General features: G+C 67.9%; 12 protein-coding genes and 1 pseudogene. 3 read left to right on the top strand and 10 right to left on the bottom strand.

Features of this window, described 5'->3' with window-relative positions; genetic code table 11:
* Nucleotides 1-16: 16 nt before the first annotated feature.
* Nucleotides 17-1,234 (bottom strand): hypothetical protein, encoded by a 1,218-nt coding sequence (locus AB0395_RS30715; protein ID WP_366287097.1) that lies wholly within the window; start codon nucleotides 1,232-1,234, stop codon nucleotides 17-19.
* 235 nt (nucleotides 1,235-1,469) lie between these two features.
* Between AB0395_RS30715 and AB0395_RS30710 the strand changes: the two genes are divergently transcribed.
* Nucleotides 1,470-4,598: a tetratricopeptide repeat protein gene (locus AB0395_RS30710; RefSeq protein ID WP_366287095.1), complete on the top strand. Its 3,129-nt coding sequence runs from the start codon at nucleotides 1,470-1,472 to the stop codon at nucleotides 4,596-4,598.
* A gap of 438 nt (nucleotides 4,599-5,036) precedes the next feature.
* Here AB0395_RS30710 and AB0395_RS30705 read toward each other — a convergent pair whose 3' ends face one another.
* The 3 genes and pseudogenes from AB0395_RS30705 to AB0395_RS30695 form a co-directional block, all read right to left on the bottom strand.
* Entirely contained in the window at nucleotides 5,037-5,540 is a 504-nt protein-coding gene (locus AB0395_RS30705; RefSeq protein ID WP_366287093.1) for an NUDIX hydrolase, read from the bottom strand.
* Nucleotides 5,537-6,304 carry a hypothetical protein gene (locus AB0395_RS30700; protein WP_366287131.1) on the bottom strand — a complete coding sequence of 256 codons (768 nt, stop codon included), beginning with the start codon at nucleotides 6,302-6,304 and terminating at the stop codon, nucleotides 5,537-5,539. Before AB0395_RS30700 ends, AB0395_RS30705 begins: the two co-directional genes overlap by 4 nt.
* A gap of 276 nt (nucleotides 6,305-6,580) precedes the next feature.
* A pseudogene (locus tag AB0395_RS30695) lies at nucleotides 6,581-6,820 on the bottom strand (helix-turn-helix domain-containing protein); the annotation flags it as partial.
* A gap of 115 nt (nucleotides 6,821-6,935) precedes the next feature.
* On the opposite strand from AB0395_RS30695, the gene AB0395_RS30690 reads away from it, so the two are divergent.
* The gene (locus AB0395_RS30690; protein ID WP_366287091.1) at nucleotides 6,936-7,400 is read left to right on the top strand and encodes an ATP-binding protein; all 465 of its coding nucleotides are present in this window, start codon (nucleotides 6,936-6,938) and stop codon (nucleotides 7,398-7,400) included.
* 299 nt (nucleotides 7,401-7,699) lie between these two features.
* Here the strand turns inward: AB0395_RS30690 and AB0395_RS30685 are convergent, their stop codons facing one another.
* Both AB0395_RS30685 and AB0395_RS30680 read right to left on the bottom strand, forming a co-directional pair.
* Nucleotides 7,700-8,623, bottom strand: a complete 924-nt coding sequence (locus tag AB0395_RS30685) for a dihydrodipicolinate synthase family protein (RefSeq protein WP_366287090.1) — start codon at nucleotides 8,621-8,623, stop codon at nucleotides 7,700-7,702.
* Complete coding sequence (locus tag AB0395_RS30680) at nucleotides 8,623-9,420, bottom strand: aldolase (protein ID WP_366287088.1); 798 nt, start codon at nucleotides 9,418-9,420, stop codon at nucleotides 8,623-8,625. Before AB0395_RS30680 ends, AB0395_RS30685 begins: the two co-directional genes overlap by 1 nt.
* A gap of 206 nt (nucleotides 9,421-9,626) precedes the next feature.
* Here AB0395_RS30680 and AB0395_RS30675 point away from each other — a divergent pair, with 206 nt between their 5' ends.
* Complete coding sequence (locus AB0395_RS30675; protein ID WP_366287086.1) at nucleotides 9,627-10,199, top strand: XRE family transcriptional regulator; 573 nt, start codon at nucleotides 9,627-9,629, stop codon at nucleotides 10,197-10,199.
* A 51-nt stretch (nucleotides 10,200-10,250) separates the two neighbouring features.
* Here AB0395_RS30675 and AB0395_RS30670 read toward each other — a convergent pair whose 3' ends face one another.
* The 4 genes from AB0395_RS30670 to AB0395_RS30655 are packed head-to-tail and all read right to left on the bottom strand — an operon-like array spanning nucleotide 10,251 to nucleotide 16,148.
* Nucleotides 10,251-12,908 (bottom strand): fumarate reductase/succinate dehydrogenase flavoprotein subunit, encoded by a 2,658-nt coding sequence (locus tag AB0395_RS30670; RefSeq protein WP_366287084.1) that lies wholly within the window; start codon nucleotides 12,906-12,908, stop codon nucleotides 10,251-10,253.
* Nucleotides 12,908-13,723, bottom strand: a complete 816-nt coding sequence (locus tag AB0395_RS30665; RefSeq protein WP_366287083.1) for an ABC transporter ATP-binding protein — start codon at nucleotides 13,721-13,723, stop codon at nucleotides 12,908-12,910. Before AB0395_RS30665 ends, AB0395_RS30670 begins: the two co-directional genes overlap by 1 nt.
* The gene (locus AB0395_RS30660; RefSeq protein ID WP_366287081.1) at nucleotides 13,720-14,694 is read right to left on the bottom strand and encodes an ABC transporter permease; all 975 of its coding nucleotides are present in this window, start codon (nucleotides 14,692-14,694) and stop codon (nucleotides 13,720-13,722) included. The genes AB0395_RS30665 and AB0395_RS30660 overlap by 4 nt, the downstream gene beginning before the upstream one ends.
* Nucleotides 14,694-16,148, bottom strand: coding sequence for an ABC transporter substrate-binding protein (locus AB0395_RS30655; protein ID WP_366287079.1), 1,455 nt, complete (start codon nucleotides 16,146-16,148; stop codon nucleotides 14,694-14,696). The genes AB0395_RS30660 and AB0395_RS30655 overlap by 1 nt, the downstream gene beginning before the upstream one ends.
* Nucleotides 16,149-16,166: the final 18 nt, after the last annotated feature.

The raw sequence follows: 16,166 nt of genomic DNA, 5'->3' as shown, positions 1-16,166 counted from the left end.
CCTCGATCCGCCCTGTTCACGTGACGAGATGGGGCACCGGTGCCGGTGCGGTCGGGGGGAGGGGCTCGGGCTGTCGCAGATCCAGCAGCCGGTAGATGAGACGGCGCATGTTGCGGTCGAACCGCCCCGGCTCCGAGGTGATGTGTTCGGTGACGGTCCGGTACTGGCCCGGCCGCATCTCGGCGGCGGCCCTGTCGAGCTGGTCACGCAGCGAACCACGTCTGGAGACCCGGGGGGCGACGGCCGCGAGCTTGGCGAGCGCGGACGCGGGATCGACGTCCGCGTGCGGGAAACCGGCCAGCATGACCGGTGCCCCGGTGGCGGCGCCGTACAGGGTCACCGACCCGTGGTCACCGATGACCCAGTCGGCCGCGGCGAGGACCGCGCGCCAGTCCGCCTCGGGCGGCACCAGGCTCAGCCCGCGCCGCAGGCAGTCGGCGAGCCAGGTCCGCACCTGCCAGATGCCGTGCCCGAACCAGACGTTGGGGTGGAAGAGCGCCACCACGCGGAACTCCTCGCGCGGCAGCTCGGCGAGCAGGCGGGGCAGCAGTCCCGAGTGTCTGCCGAACAGCGACTGCGGCCCCCAGGTCGAGGTGACCACGACCAGTTTCCGGTGCCGGCCGACCTTCAGCGCCCGGCGGTACGAATCGCGGTGCGGCAGGCTCGCGATCAGCCTGTCGTACGACGAGTCACCGATGACCGTCGCCGCGGGAAGCGCCTGCGGACACGTCCGGCCCAGCCGTCCGAGCTCGGACTCGTGCGGCAGGACGATCGCCGTGGGAAGCACGGCGCCGTCGTGCATCAGCCGCTGGGCGTCGAGTCCGTACGCCACGCGGTCGCCCGCGGAACGAGCACCGTCTCGTACGGCCACCAGCTTGTTGAAACCCGCGCCGTGCGGCATGACGATCAACGGTGCGTGGATCTCGTGAACAGCCCCCAGGCTCGCCGTGACGGCGAGGTCGAACTCCCGCTGTTGCGTCGCCTGCAGCCAGGGCAGCGCGACGGCGCCCAGGCCGCCGATGAACTGTGCCACCCCGTTGCTGAAGACGTCCGGAGCCATGGTGAACACGACCTGGATCCTCAGGTCGGACTCGACCAGGCGAACCGTGTCCAGCAGCCGCTGTCCCGACGTGACGGTATGGACGACCACCAGAACCGTCTTGCAGTCCCTGCGTGTCACCCATCGGCGAGCGTCGAGCCCGACCGGGACCCTGCTCCATTCGTTATCGAACATTTGTCTTCCCCATCCCCCTGGGTTGATTCGAGGTTGGCGGTGGGCGCAGCCCACTGCCAACCTCGAGCATCACCGACCGACCTTGCGGAAACCCTTGCGGATTCCTTGCCGAAGTCCTGTGCGGGATCAGGGCGAATAACACGTGGGACGAGAGGGACTTCTCAGCACTGGATTCGCTGCAATCTCGGTGAAAAAATACCGAACCATAAGGCAGCTCCCTCTCAAAGGGGCTCGAATGGAATTCCGCATTCTCGGTCCAGTCGAGTTTTGGTCCAGCGAGCAACGCCAGGACCTGGGATGGACCAAGGAACGCCACGTTTTGGCCATCCTGCTCATGACTCCGGGCAAGCCGGTAACCGCGGAGTCGCTCATCCACAGGGTGTGGGACGACCGCCCTCCCGCCAAGGCCAGGGACCGGCTGTACACCCACATCGCACGATTAAAGAGACGTCTCCACGACGCGGAGGACACCGTACGCCTGCGGCGCCACGCCGGGGCGTATTTTCTTGAGACCGATCCGGAGAACATCGACTACCACCGGTTCCGCACGCTTCGCTCACAGGCGCGGGCAGCTCGAGAAAACGGCGAATCCGAACAAGCTTTCCAGCTGTACCGCGAGGCGGTCAGGCTAAGGCGGGGAGAACCACTGACGGGCCTTTCGGGATCATGGGCCGCGAGAACCCGCCAAAAGCTCGAAGAAGAGCTTCGGGACAGCATACTCGAACGCATCGAACTCGAATTAAACCACGGCCGGAATTCCGATCTCGTCACGGAACTGCACGAGCTGGCCAACCGATTTCCATTCGACGAGAAAATCGTCGAACTGCTCATGTTGACGCTCTACCGCGACGGACGGCAGATGGAGGCTCTCACCACCTACCGTGAAGCCCGCCAACGTCTCATCGACGAACTCGGCACCGAACCGGGTCCCGGACTGCGAACGCTGCACCGACGCATCCTGCAGAACGATCCGGTCCTGCTGCCGACTCTTCGCCCCGGTGACCAAGAGAACATCCCACCCAACCATCTCCCCCGGGACATCTACACCTTCACCGGCAGGACCACCGAACTCAACCTGTTGACCGGCGGGCAGACGGGGCGGAACACAGTCACTGTGCTGGCGATCGACGGCATGGCAGGTGTCGGCAAGACGGCACTGGCCGTACACCTGGCCCACCGGCTCGCGGGCGACTACCCGGACGGGCAGCTCTACCTCGATCTGCACGGGCACGACACCCGGCACGACGCGATGGACCCGGCGACCGCCCTGGACCGGCTCCTACGCGGGCTCGGCATCCCCGGCTCCCGCATCCCGAGCAGCCTGGACGAGCGCGCGACGACATGGCGGACCGAACTCGCCCACCGCAGAGTACTCATCATGCTCGACAACGCCACAGGTCACGAGCAGATCAGCCACCTCATTCCCGGGACACCTGGCTGCCTCGTCGTGATTACCAGTAGACGGCGGCTGGCCGGGCTTGACGACGTCCACTCGCTCTCGCTAGATGTACTGCCCGCCGAAGACGGCGCGGCGCTGTTCGGTCGCGTCGTTGGGTCACGGCTCGCGCTCCCTCCCGAACATGTCGCCTCCGTCGTCCGGCTCTGCGGACGCCTCCCCCTGGCGATCCAGCTGGTCGGCAATCGGCTCAGGCACCGGCCCGCGTGGAGCGTGGCCGACCTGGCGGAGTTGCTGGGCCGGGCGAAACGGCGCCTGCCGGAGATCCGCGCGGAGAACCGTGAGATCACCGCGGCCTTCGAGCTGTCCTTCCACAGCCTTGACAGACGCCTGCAGCAGGCGTTCTGGCGGCTCGGCCTGCATCCGGGAGCGGACCTTACCTCCGAGAGCGCGTCAGCGCTACTGGGTTCGAACCTGACCGAAGCCGAGAAGATCCTTGACGACTTTCTCGATCACCATCTGATCGACGAATCCCGGAGGGGCCGGTACCACTTCCACGACCTCATCCGCGAGTACGCTCTCCTGCTGTCTGATCGGGAGACGGAGTCCTTGCGTACCGAGGTCCTCCAGCGCGCCTACGACCACTACCTCTTCACGGCGAGCACGGCGGATCGGATGCTCTATCCACACCGTGCCCATGGTGCGTTCGAAGTACCCGATTCATCACGTCCACGAATCGGGTTCGACACAGCGGAGCAAGCTCTCACCTGGATGAACACCGAGCTGGACAACCTGATCCTTGTCACCCGCCACGCCGCCGGTCATGGGTGGGCGACACACGCGGCAATGCTCGCGCACGCGCTCAGCCAGCACCTTGACCTGTGGGGACATTGGGCGGAGGGGGCAGAGATTCACGAGCGTGCCGTGGCGACCTGGCGAAAACTGGGTGATCGACTGGCGATGGCCCGTGCGCAGGGTGATCTCAGTGTGGCCAGCTGGCGGATCGGCCGGCATGACGAAGCGCTTCGGCTGGCGGCAGAGGCCCTGGAGATCCAGCGCGCCGCCGGAGACCGGTGGGCGACCGGCGACCTGCTCGACCACAGCGGCCTGGTGCACTGGCACCGTTCCGAGCTCGACGTCGCTCTCAACTACTTTGAACAAGCATTGCGGCTGCGTAGAACGATCGGAGACCGTCACGGTCAGGCCAACAGCCTCAATCACATCGCGTTCATCCACTACCACAGAGGGGACTACGCCGAGTCCACCGAGTACATGCGGCGAGCTCTCGCCTTGTATCGGGAGGACGGCGACCAGCGCGGTCAGCAGATCACACTGAACAACATCGGCAACGTCGAACTACAGATCGGCCTACACGCCGAGGCGCTGAGCCACTACGAGGAAGCGGCATCCTTCGATCTGCAGATGGGCCCCCATAACACGTCTCTATGGCTTAACAACGTCGGCCACGCCTACCAGCACCTGGGGCGCTACAACGAAGCACTCGATTACTACCGGAAATCACTGAAAGGGAGCCGTGAGGTCGGCGACCGATGGCACGAGGCGAAGGTACTGAACAACATCGGCAGTTGCTACGCGCTCATGGGAAGGGACGGAGAGGTACTCACCCACCACCAGAAGGCCCTGCACATATCGGTTGACGTCTCAGAGCGCCGCGAGGAGAGCCTGGCCCTTCGCGGCATTGGCGCCGTCCACCATCGCGCCAGCCGATACGACGTCGCCATCGGCTTCTATGAGAAGGCCCTCGACCTGCAGCGCGGTATCGGTGACGTCTATCAGGAGGCTCTCACCCTCGACGAGATGAGCACCGCGCTCACTCACATAGGCGAGACGGCGCGGGCGGAGGAGCACTGGCGGCGAGCCCTCGTCTTGTACGACCACCTCGGGGTCGTCGAGGCCGAAAAGCTCCGAAGGCGACTCGGCGGTCAGGGAGACGGCGCCCGATCGTAACGGCAACGAAGCAGCACCCGAAGCCGCTACGCCCCCAAACAAGCCATGCTAGGACAAGAACGCCCATTAAGACTACCGTTCATCCCATTACAAGCGCGCCAAAAACAGAATAAACTTCGCCCTATAAAACTATGTTATAGGTCGTCTACCTATGCCAGGATTCCCAGGTGGTGCCCACAGGGGCAAAGCAGTCGTTCGACCTCAAAAGAGGAATCCTATGAAATTTCCCCTACTCCCCCTTCTGTTGATGTTCGGAACGGCCTTCATGACGTGCGTACCGCTCTTCACGAAGGCGCTCGACATCATCAGCTGAAGGTGCACAAAATACGCTAAAAGGGCAGGCGAATCGCCTGCCCTTGTCTCTTCCCGCGATCGCCGGGCTGCCTTCCAGAGTGACGGTGAGCGGACGACAGCGTCCCCTTCCGAAGGCCTCCCGGCTCAGGGTGTCACTGCTCTGCCCTCGTGAAGGTAGAGTGCGCGGCCTGTGGACAGGGCGGTGAGCGCGGCTCGCAGTCGCGGGCGCATATGGTCCCGCACGAGCGTCAGGGCATCATCCACGTGGAAGAACCCGACCGCCGCTATCTCCGGATCGGTGGGCGCGAGCGTCCGGTCGTCGATGACTCCGCCGTCGAAGACGAAGCAGATCTGGTCGTCCCACGGCCCGTGGGGAGGAACCCAGTCCACACAGAGCATGTCTCCCAGCGCCGGGACATAGCCCAACTCTTCTCTCAGCTCCCGCAGCGCGGCCAGGTGAGGTGGCTCATTGGCCTCCGCCATGCCTCCGGGCAGGTCCCATCCGTCCTTGTAGGTCGGATCGACGAGCAGGACCAGGCCCTCGACGTTGCGGATCAGTACGTCAGCGGCTACGCGCTTGCGGGCCTGCCTGGCGTTGCCTTGCGCCATGTACTCCCAGGCGGGGCTACCAGGTGCGGGCGTAGTCACGACAGTGCCCCTCCGGTCTTGGTGATCACCCCACCCAAGAGCGTCTTACGGGTGCGGGTGGTCTCAGTGAGCTGGTCGAGGAATGTACCGACAGGATGCCATCGACTGTGGATGGTGAGCATCTCGCCTAGTTCGTCGATCTGGCGTAGTACACGTACCGACCCGAGAGCCTGGCTTCCATCGAGTAGCTCGTATCCCACGGCGACCGCATCGTCGAGTTGTTCTGCCCGGACGTGGATCTTTGCCAATGTGACCTGCCCGAACGCCAGACTGCGTACCCTCCCGATCCGGCGTAGTGCGACGGCTTCCTCGGCATGACGGCGAGCAGACGCGAGGTCTCCGAGGTCGTCAAGACACAGCGCGGCCTCCCCACTCCACGAGGCACGGTCGTAGGGGCTGATCCACGGATGAACGGCGGACGGCTCGATGCACTCCTCGGCGTAGGAGAGGGACTTGTGCGCTCTCCCATCTCCTTGACCGGCGAATCCACGGGCCTCCATCATGTAGAGCCTTCCGTAGAGCGCGGGGTACCACTCGCCCTGACGGGCGATGTCGATCCCGGCCCGTGCAAGCTCCACGGTCTGTCCGTAGTCGCCTTGCTGGCTCGCCAGATGTGCCATCGAGGCGTAGACGTGAGCCTCGACAACCGGGTCTCCGGCAGCACGGGCGAAGGGTAGCGCTCGCCGGAAGTGGACCTGCGCGAGGTCATCTCGGCCCGAATCGTGAGCCATCCACCCGGCCAACTCGGTGAGGCTGGCGGCCATAGCGAAGAGGTTGACGGAAATGGGCCGTGGGTCCACTCCGAAGAGCCGTGGAGCCACCTCATCGGAGAGGTAGCGAACGACGGCGATATAGAGATGCCCTCCTCCCAGTTGGCGGTCGGCGCTGCGGAAGGAGTCGATGACAGACAGGTAAGCGTGAGGATCTTCTCCTTGTCCGAGTGATGGTGGCTCAGGGAGAGACACCGATACTGCAGCTGGACGAGCAGGAAGAGATTCCCAGGCTCTTGGAGCCAGGCCGAGCATTTTGCCCGGTATGCGCAGTCCATCAGAGATACGTTCGATGACGGATGTTGAGAATGCTTGTCTCCTGCCGTCGATGTACTCCTTGACCCGAGAAGGAGTGAGACGTACTCGTCTACCAATGGCGGAATGTCCTAGGCCGGCTCGGCGACGAGCCAATAGAAAGATCCTGCCGACGTCTCGATCGGCACAGGCGGCGCGGAACGCTGGATCAGCAATGAGGTCAGCCGGTAACGGCGGCAGATCTTGCTCGATCATGGTGGGGGTCCAAGGATCGGCCGACAGAGACGGTTGAAGCTACTGGGGAGTTTACCCACGATGGGTACTCACGCTGGCCTTTTCACGCTCTGTTTCCACACGCCACGCTGTGGTCATGCAAACGCAGATCGCATGGCGACTCCCGATCTCACCAGACACGGTGAGCCAGGATGTGTGCAGGCAGAAGCGTTGGGTCGCAGACGACGGCCGGATAGTGTCCCTCACCCGCAACTGGGTGACCGCGGCTGTCGCTGACTGGCATATGCACCAGATTTCGGAGGATGTCCAGGCTTGCGTATCTGAGCTGGTCACCAACGTGTTCGAGCATGTCGCAGGCGATCCCAAGCACTTCGAGACGTTGCTCTACCGCTGGCCCGCTGGACAGGTGACTCTTGTCGTCTGCGACGACGATAAGCGTTTCCCTGTCTTGAATGGGCACCTGGCCGAATTCCTCGGCGAATCAGGTCGTGGGCTCTTCCTTGTCTCTGCTCTATCCGATTCCTTGTGGTGGCGTTCTACTGCCACCGGCAAGGCCATAGGTTGCCGATTCGACCTGCAACGGTATGGATTGGCGTTTTGACGGCGGGGCCTGCCTCACGTGAGAGGTTGGAGGATCCAGGCCCTGCCACCAGCTCCGGTTAGGTGATCACACAGGCAGTAATACCAACCGGAGGCAGATGGATTACCACAGCCGGTCCGTCTGTAGCCCCTGCGAGAGTCCCCGCGCCAGGTTGCCCCCATCCTGGCGCGGGGACTCTTTTTATGAAGAAACAACCGTGGCAGAGCTCCCGGAGTTTCCAGGAGCCAAAGCAGCCAGAGAGTTCCGGGAAAGTCATGACGCTCAGGAGCGCCAGAACAGGGCTCGGTCTCGTTAGGGGTTCAGGACGTGTTCCCCGGGTTCTCCAGCAGCGGGTGTGCGTCGAGCTCTCTCAGCAGTTCCTGGAGTCGCTTCGTCTCCTCGTCCGGCAGGGGCAGCAGCGGCGAGCGCGGAAGGCCGGCCTGTCGCCCCTGGAGTTCCAGCCCTGCCTTGATCGCCCTGGGCAGGCCCTGGGCGACGATGAACCGCAGGAAAGGCAGCAGGGTGGCCAGCAGTTCGTCGGCTCGCTCGTGCTCGCCACGCCGTACGGCGGCGTAGAGCTCAAGGCACCAGCGCGGCAGCAGGCCGGGAGCCGCGGTGCACCAGCCGGCCGCGCCGGCCCGGAAGGCCTCGAGCGCGACCGGGTTGCTGCCGTTGTACACCGACAGCGAGCCCCCGGACAGTTCCCTGATGGCGCTGAAGCGCCGGACCTCGCCCGAGCTCTCCTTCACCATCGTGAGGTTGGGGATCTTCTCTGCGAGCGCGACGATGGTCTCGGGCGAGAGGTCGACTCCGCTGGTGCCCGGGTTGTTGTAGAGCATCATGGGCAGGTCGGTGGCCGCAGCCACCGTGGCGAAGTGCCGTTCGAGTTCCGCCGGGGTCAGCTTCCAGTAGGCCAGCGGCAGCATCATGATCGCGGTGGCTCCGCAGCGCTCGGCCAGGCGGGCGCGCCGTACGGTGATCTCGGTGCTCCAGTGCGCGACACCGACCAGCGTCGGCACCCGGCCCGCCACGGTGTGCAGCGTGGTCTCGCAGACCGCGTCCCACTCGGCCTCGCTGAGATAGGCGCTCTCGCCGGTGCTGCCGAGTGGGGCGACGGCGTGGCTGCCCGCCTCCACCAGGTCGTCGGTCACCCTGCGCAGCGCCGCCAGGTCGAGCTTTCCCGTGCCCGCGGCGAACGGGGTTACGGGGTAGGAGATGATCCCCTTCAGGGGCGGGGTGGTCATCAGATCTCCACTTCGGTCACGAGACAGTCGGGGTGGGTGCGCAGGGCGCGGCGCGCGTAATAGGCGAAGTTCGCCTGGTTCCGCTTGGCGGTGGAGGTCCAGTCGTGGGCCTCTCTGGCGAGGGCCGGAGGTAGCGGCTGGATCGTTCCCGCGGACATGGCCAGCAGTTGCATGCGGGCGGCCCGCTCGATGAGGATCGCCAGGTTGCACGCCTCCTCGACCGTGCTGCCCGCCACGAGTTGTCCGTGGTGGGCGAGCAGGATGGCCCGCTTGTCCCCGAGGGCCGCGGAAATGATCTCGCCCTCCTCGTTGCCCACCGGCACGCCCGGCCAGTCCTTCAGGAAGGCACAGTCGTCGTACAGGGGCGTGGTGTCCATCTGGGAGATCTCCAGGGGGACCTCCAGCATGGCGAGCGTCGCCGCGTGCAGCGGGTGCGTGTGCACGATGCAGTTGACGTCCTCGCGGGCGCGGTAGACCCAGGAGTGGAACCGGTTCGCGGGGTTGGGGATGCCCTCCCCTTCCAGGACGTTGAGATCCTCGTCGACCAGCAGCAGGTTCTCCTCGGTGATCTCGTCGAACCCAAGGCCGAGCCGCTGGGTGTAGTAGGTGCCCGGCTCCTCGCCGCGGCCGGTGATCTGGCCCGCGAGCCCCGCGTCGTGGCCGCCGTCGAACAGGATGCGGCAGGTCAGGGCCAGCTTCTGCCGGGTTGTCAGCTTCGAGTCACCGAAGTGTCCGCTCATCTGCCGCTGGGCGCGGTCGACAAGCACGTCCTTCTTCTCTCGCAGGGTCTTCGCCATGGCAGCTCCCCTTCCGGGCTCCGGTGTCTCCGGCCGCCCCGTCTCCCGACACGTTAGGAAACACTCATCACTATAGGACACAATGTGTCATGAAGGAAACAAGGTGTCCTGAGGTTTCGTCCAGACCAGGGAGACCACCTGAAGGCCACGTATACGATTTCTCCAACCGCACTCAGCCTGTCGACCAGGCGCGAAGGGAACACCAGGTGATCAACCGGGTACGGCAGCTACGCAAGGAGCGGCTGATGACCCTTGAGGCCCTCGCGGAACGCTCCGGAGTGACCAAGAGCTATCTCTCCAAGGTCGAACGCGGCCAGAGCACGCCGTCCATCGCCGTGAGCGTGGCGCTCGCGCGCGCGCTCGACGTCCATCTCGACAGACTCTTCGTGGACTCGGAACAGCTGAGCGACGTCACGGTCACCCGGGCGGGGGAACGACACCCGCTCACGCCGGACCAGGAGGCCGGTTCCCGCTACGAGGGCATCGCTCTGCAGGCCGGCGCCAAGCGGATGACGCCGTTCATGCTGTATCCACCGCACGACGCCGACCACGTCCCCTTCAGGGACCACCACGGCGAGGAGTTCCTCTTCGTCCACGAAGGGCGGGCCGAGCTCCTCTTCCCGTCCCACACCGTCGAGCTCGCGGCGGGCGACTCGGTCTACTTCAGGGCCACCACACCGCACAAGGTCCGCTCACTGGGCGAGACCCGCGCCTCTGTGCTGCTCATGGTCTGCGGCGACGAGAGCGCCCCCGACAACCCTCACACACATCTGCCCTGACGGTGTGAGGATCGCGGGGGCCGCCAACGGCGCGGTTGACCGCCGAGGTGCTCAGCCGGACAGGGCCCTGCGGGCGTAGGCGCGGACGTCCGCGTCGGGGTCGGACAGGGCGACGTTCAGCGCGGTGGCGATCTCCGGTCTGGCCGCCCACGAGGTCAGGGCGAGCACGGCCGCCTTGCGCACGTCGAGGTTGTCGTCGGCCACGGCGGCGGCGAGCGGACCGGCCGCATCCTCAGGGCCGGAGGCGCCGAGGCAGCGGGCCGCGCCGACCCGCACCTGCCAGGCGGGATCCACGAGCGCCCGTACGGCCCGCGCGGTCAGCGGGGAGCCGGTGACACCGGAGGACTCAAGGGCCGCCGCCCTGACGAGCGGGTCGGAGTCGCCCGCGAGCTCCGCCAGCACCGCCGACGGCTTGCCGATCGTGCCCAGCCCCGTGGCCACCCGGACGCGGACCTCCCGGGAGGCGTCGCCCGCGGCCGCGGCCACCAGTTCGGACTCGTCCAGGGAGATCAGGCCCCGGATCGCCTCGATGCGCACCCGGTGGTCGGCGTCCCGCGTCCCCTCGACGAAGACGTCCCGCTTCCCCAGACGCAGGGCGCGCAGGACGTCCAGCACGGTGCTCCGGACCACGGCGTCGGCGCTCTGCGCCCGCGTGAGGAGGCCCGTCCCGAGCCCGGAGGTCGCGGGCAGCACCTCGACCAGTTCCCGCAGGCCGCTCGCCGCGGCCCGCCGTACCATGCCGTGGTCGTCGGCGAGCGCGGCGACCAGCGCCTCTCCCGCACCCTCCGGCACGGTCTCGGTGAGCACCGCGATCGCCGCCCTGCGCACCTTGGGGTCGGCGTCGGCGAGATAGGGGGCGAGCCGGTCGACCGGCGGCTGCTCCTCGGCGAGCCGGTGCAGCTCCAGGATCCGGGGCGAACGCCCGACGGCGGTCTGACCTGACCGGGTCTCCTCGGCCCTGTGCACCGGGGCGCTGGTGTGGGCGCCGACGAGCACGGGGTCCGCCTGGACCGGCTGGAACCCCTCGACGGGCACCAGGTACGGCTCGACGGAACGCTTGAGGAACTCCATCGCGCCATCGGATCGCCTGCGCAGGTTCAGGTGGAACAGCCAGCCCGCGTCGTCGCGTCCGGGCAGGTCGGCCCGTTCGTGATACAGGCCCCAGCGACTCTCGGTCCGAACCAGCGAGGAGCGGGCGGCCATCTCCGCGCAGTCCCGGATGAAGTCCACCTCGACACAGCGCATCAGCTCGTGCGGGGTACGCGCGCCCATCGCGGCGATCTCCTCGCGCATGCGCTCGAAGGACTCCAGCGCGATCTCCAACTTGGCGCCGGTCTTCGGCGGGGCGACGTAGTCGTTGACGAAGCGGCGCAGCTTGTACTCGACCTGCGGCTGCGGCGGCCCCTCGGGATTACGCAACGGGCGGTAGACGAGTTCGTGCGCGGCGGCGACCTGGTCCTCGGGAACCGTCTCCGGGACCGCGTGGTGCGCGGCGGCGTGGGCTCCGGCGAGGTCGCCGAAGACGAAGGCGCCGATCATGTAGTTGTGCGGGACGCACGCCAGGTCGCCCGCCGCGTACAGGCCCGGGACGGTCGTGGCGCCGTGCTCGTCCACCCACACGCCGGAGGCCGAGTGGCCGCCGCACAGGCCGATCTCGGAGATGTGCATCTCCACGTCGTGGGTGCGGTAGTCGTGTCCGCGCCCGGCGTGGAAGGTGCCGCGAGTCGGCCGCTCGGTCGAGTGCAGGATGTTCTCCACCGCGGAGACGGTCTCGTCGGGCAGGTGGGAGAGCTTGAGGTAGATCGGGCCGCGGGCGGAGGCGATCTCCGCGGCGACCTCGGCCATCATCTGGCCCGACCAGTAGTCGGAGTCGACGAACCGCTCCCCCTGGTTGTTGACCTGGTAGCCGCCGAACGGGTTGGCGACGTAGGCGCAGGCCGGGCCGTTGTAGTCCTTGATCAGCGGGTTGATCTGGAAGCACTCGATGCCGCTCAGCTCGGCGCCCGCGTGGTAGGCCATGGCGTAGCCGTCCCCGGCGTTGGCCGGGTTCTCGTAGGTGCCGTAGAGGTAGCCGCTCGCGGGCAGGCCGAGCCGCCCGCAGGCTCCGGTGGCCAGGATGACCGCCCCGGCCCGCACGGTGACGAACCGTCCGCTGCGCGTGTCGAACCCGGCGACGCCCACCGCCCGGCCGCCGTCGGTCAGCACGCGGACCGGCATGACCCGGTTCTCGATCCTGACCCTGTCCCTGATGTCGCGACGGCGCAGCACCCGGTAGAGGACCTTCTTGACGTCCTTGCCCTCGGGCATGGGCAGCACGTAGCTGCCCGAGCGGTGCACGCGGCGGACGGCGTACTCGCCGTACTCGTCCTTCTCGAACTTCACGCCGTAGCGTTCGAGCCTGCGGACCATGTCGTGCCCGCGAGTGGCGGTCTGGTTGACGGTCCGCTGGTTGACGATCCCGTCGTTGGCCCGGGTGATCTCGGCGACATAGTCCTCCGGGGTCGCCTTGCCGGGGATGACGGCGTTGTTGACCCCGTCCATGCCCATGGCCAGGGCTCCGCTGTGCCGTACGTGGGCCTTCTCCAGCAGCAGCACCCGCGCGCCGTGCTCGGCGGCGGTGATCGCGGCCATCGTGCCCGCGGTCCCGCCACCGACGACGAGCACCTCGCACTCCAGCTCGAGGCGCTCCTCGATCGGCGGAATCTCCATCACAGCTCCTCCAGGATGCGTTCGCGCAGGGCCGCGCGGGCGGTGGCGTCGGTGCCCGCGTCGTCCGGCGCCTCCAGGACGGCCCTGACACCGGTGCGGCCGAGCACGGCGACGCGGTCGGCCAGCAGCAGCGCCTCGTCGACGTCGTGGGTGACGAACACGACCGTCGCGGCGGTGTCCCGCAGCACGTCCAGCAGCAGGCGCTGCATGCCCGCGCGGGTCTGCGCGTCCAGCGCGCCGAACGGCTCGTCCATCAGCACCGCGCGTGGCGCGCCGACCAGGGCACGGGCGAGCTGCACCCGCTGGCGCATGCCGCCGGACAGTTCCCTGGGCAGGCGATCCGCCGCCTTTGCCAGCCCGACCCGCTCGATCCACTCCTCCGCTGCCCGCCGGCGCTCGCGCCGGGGGACGCCGCGGATGCCCAGCGGCAGCTCGACGTTGCGCCGGACGGAACGCCACGGCAGCAGGCCGTCGTCCTGGAAGACCATGGCGCGGTCAGCCGAGGGGCTGGTGACCGGCTCGCCTCCGGCGAGGATGCGCCCCTCGTGCGCCGGAAGCAGTCCTGCCAGCGCGCGCAGCAGCGTGGACTTGCCGGATCCGGAGGCCCCGACGACCACCATGACCTCGCCGGGCGCGACGTCCAGCTCGACGTCGCGCAGCACCGTGTCCCGGCCGTAGCCGAGGGCGGCTCCTTCGAGGCGGAACGCCAGGCCGGCGCCGCCTCCCTCGCCGAGGCCGCCCGCGGTGGCCCGCCGTACGGCCCGGCCCACCGGCCGTCCCGTGGTCAGGCCGCCCCTCTCGGTGAGCGACGTCATCTCCTGCTTCCTTCCGCGCGGGGCAGCCAGCGGGTGACCCGCCGGCCGATCAGCTCGATGACGGCCGAGGTCAGCCAGCCGAGGGCACCGATGGTGACCATGCCGACGATCACTCCCGGGTAGTCGACGACCGTGTAGGCGTGCCAGGTCCGGTAGCCGACCCCGAACTCGCCGGAGATCATCTCGGCGGAGATGACGCAGATCCACGCCACGCCCATGCCGACCGAGAGGCCACCGAAGACGCCCGGCAGGGTGCCGGGCAGGACGACGTTCCACAGGACGTGCCTGCGGCTCCCGCCGAGCGTTCTGACCGCGTCCTCCCACAGCGTCGGCAGCGCCCGTACGGCGTGCCGCGTGCTGACCATCACGGGGAAGAAGGCGGCGGTGAAGGTGATGAACACGATCCCCTGCTCGTCGGTGGGGAACAGGAGGATCGCGATCGGCACCAGGGCGATGGCGGGGATCGGCCGGACCACCTCGACCAGCGGCAGCAGCACGTCGCCCGCGCGCCGGGACCGGGCGATCAGGACGCCCACGGTGATCCCCGCGACCGCGGCGAGCGCGAACCCGGTGAGGATGCGGATGAGGCTCTGCACCAGGTCGAGGTAGTAGAGGCGGGTCGTCAGCTGCCCGGCGAACCGTCCGGCGATCTCGTCGAGGGTGGGCAGGCGGTCGAACCTCAGCCAGAGGCGGGCGTCGGTCACGGTGAGGACCTGCCAGAGCCCGGCCGCCACCAGTAGGGAGGCGGCGCGGGTCGTCCATCGTACGGCGGCGCGGCCCGCCGTACCGCCCGCCGCGAGGGCGGTCGCGGCATCCGTCGCGGCGTCGGCGCCGGTCACGGAGGCGTCCACGGCAGCGTCCGCGGAGGCGGTCGCGGGAGCGCCGGTGCCGATGACGGCGTCCGTGGCGACGGGAGCGGCGGCGGGAGCGGCGGGCACCGGGGGGCGGCGGGTGGTCCGGGCGCCGGTCATCAGGAGTCGCCCTCCGCGCCCGCGGCCTCCAGGGCGTCGGCGTAGGAGACGGCCTGAGCCTTGGGGTGGGCGTCGCGGTAGGCCTTGGCCCCGTCCTCGGTGGTGAAGGGAAGGAACCGGGCGTTCTTCGCGGCGGCCGGGTCCCTGACCCAGAAGGACCGGTCGGCGAACCAGCGGGTTCCGGTGGCGGCGTCGGGAACGTACGCGGCGCGGACCGTCGGCGTGCCCGCCTTGGTCGCCTTCGCGATCTGCCGGAGAAGGCAGGTGGGCGTCGCCGCTGGCCGGGTGCCGGTCTCGCCGGAGAGCCACAGCTCGGAGGCCGTCGCGGGATCGTCGACGGGGACCGAGCAGACCGGGTCGGTGCCGGTGATCCTGGCGGGGTTGGCGGTCGAGGCGACGTCGGTTTCGTAGGCGGGGCCGTACGCCTTACGCAGGTAGGCGTCGTTGACGAACCTCGCGACGTCGACCCCGGCGAACCCGTCGCCGATACGCTTGAGGTAGGGCACGTCGTGCTCGTGAGCGGCCCGCAGCTGCGGCTTGAGGGTGACGTCGAAAGTGGAGATGCCGCCGGGGCCGTTGTAGAGGTAGACCACCTCGGGAGGCAGGCCGGTCTCCCGCGCCACGCTCTGCGCCGCCTCGAGCGGGTGCTCGTGCAGGTAGCGGGTGGTGTCGATCTGCGCCTTCAGGAACGCGTCGACCACCTCCGGGTGCTCCTTGGCGTAGGCCTGGCGGAGCACGACGCCGTGGAAGGTCGGCACGTTCAGGGCCGCGCCGTCGTAGAGCAGGCGGGCCTTGTCCTGGAAGACCAGCAGCCCCGGCCAGGCGACGAACTGCGCGTACGCCTGGACGCCGCCCGCCTCCAGCGCCGAGGCGCCGACCGGGGGCTGCTGGTTGACGGTCTCGACGCCGCCGACCGGGTCGATCCCCGCCTTCTCCAGCGCCTGCACCAGGGTGCCGTGCCCGGCCGAGCCGACGCTCGTGGAGATCCTGGCTCCCTTGAGGTCCGCGAGCGTCTTGGCGCTGGAATCCTTGGGGACCACGACCATGTTGAGCGCGCCGTGCAGGTTGTAGCCGGTGATGGAGACCAGCTCGGTGCGGGCCGACTCGACCCCCTGGGTGCGGGAGGCGTTGATCAGCAGGGGGTAGTCGCCCATCGAGCCGATGTCGACCTTCCCCGCCACCATCTTGGCGGTGATCGGGGCGCCGGTGTCGTGGTCCTGCCACTCGACGGCGTATTTGTCGCCGAGCCGCTTCTCCAGGTAGCCGAGCGAGCGCAGCAGCGTTCCCGCGGTCACAGTGTTGATCGTCTTCGACTGGTAGCCGACGACGAGACGGATCTTCTCGCCGCCGGAACCGCCTGGACCGCCGGAGCCGTCGCCTGCGGCTCCGGCGACCGAGCAGCCGGGCACGACGAGCATCAGGGCGGCCAGCGCCGCCGCGCGGAGGGGTCTCATCTCCTTGTGGCCCTTCAT

The sequence above is a fragment of the Streptosporangium sp. NPDC051023 genome (assembly GCF_040689595.1).
Classification (GTDB): Bacteria; Actinomycetota; Actinomycetes; order Streptosporangiales; family Streptosporangiaceae; genus Streptosporangium.
Note: the sequence above shows the minus strand (reverse complement) of the source record. Positions and strands in the feature narration are given on the sequence as shown.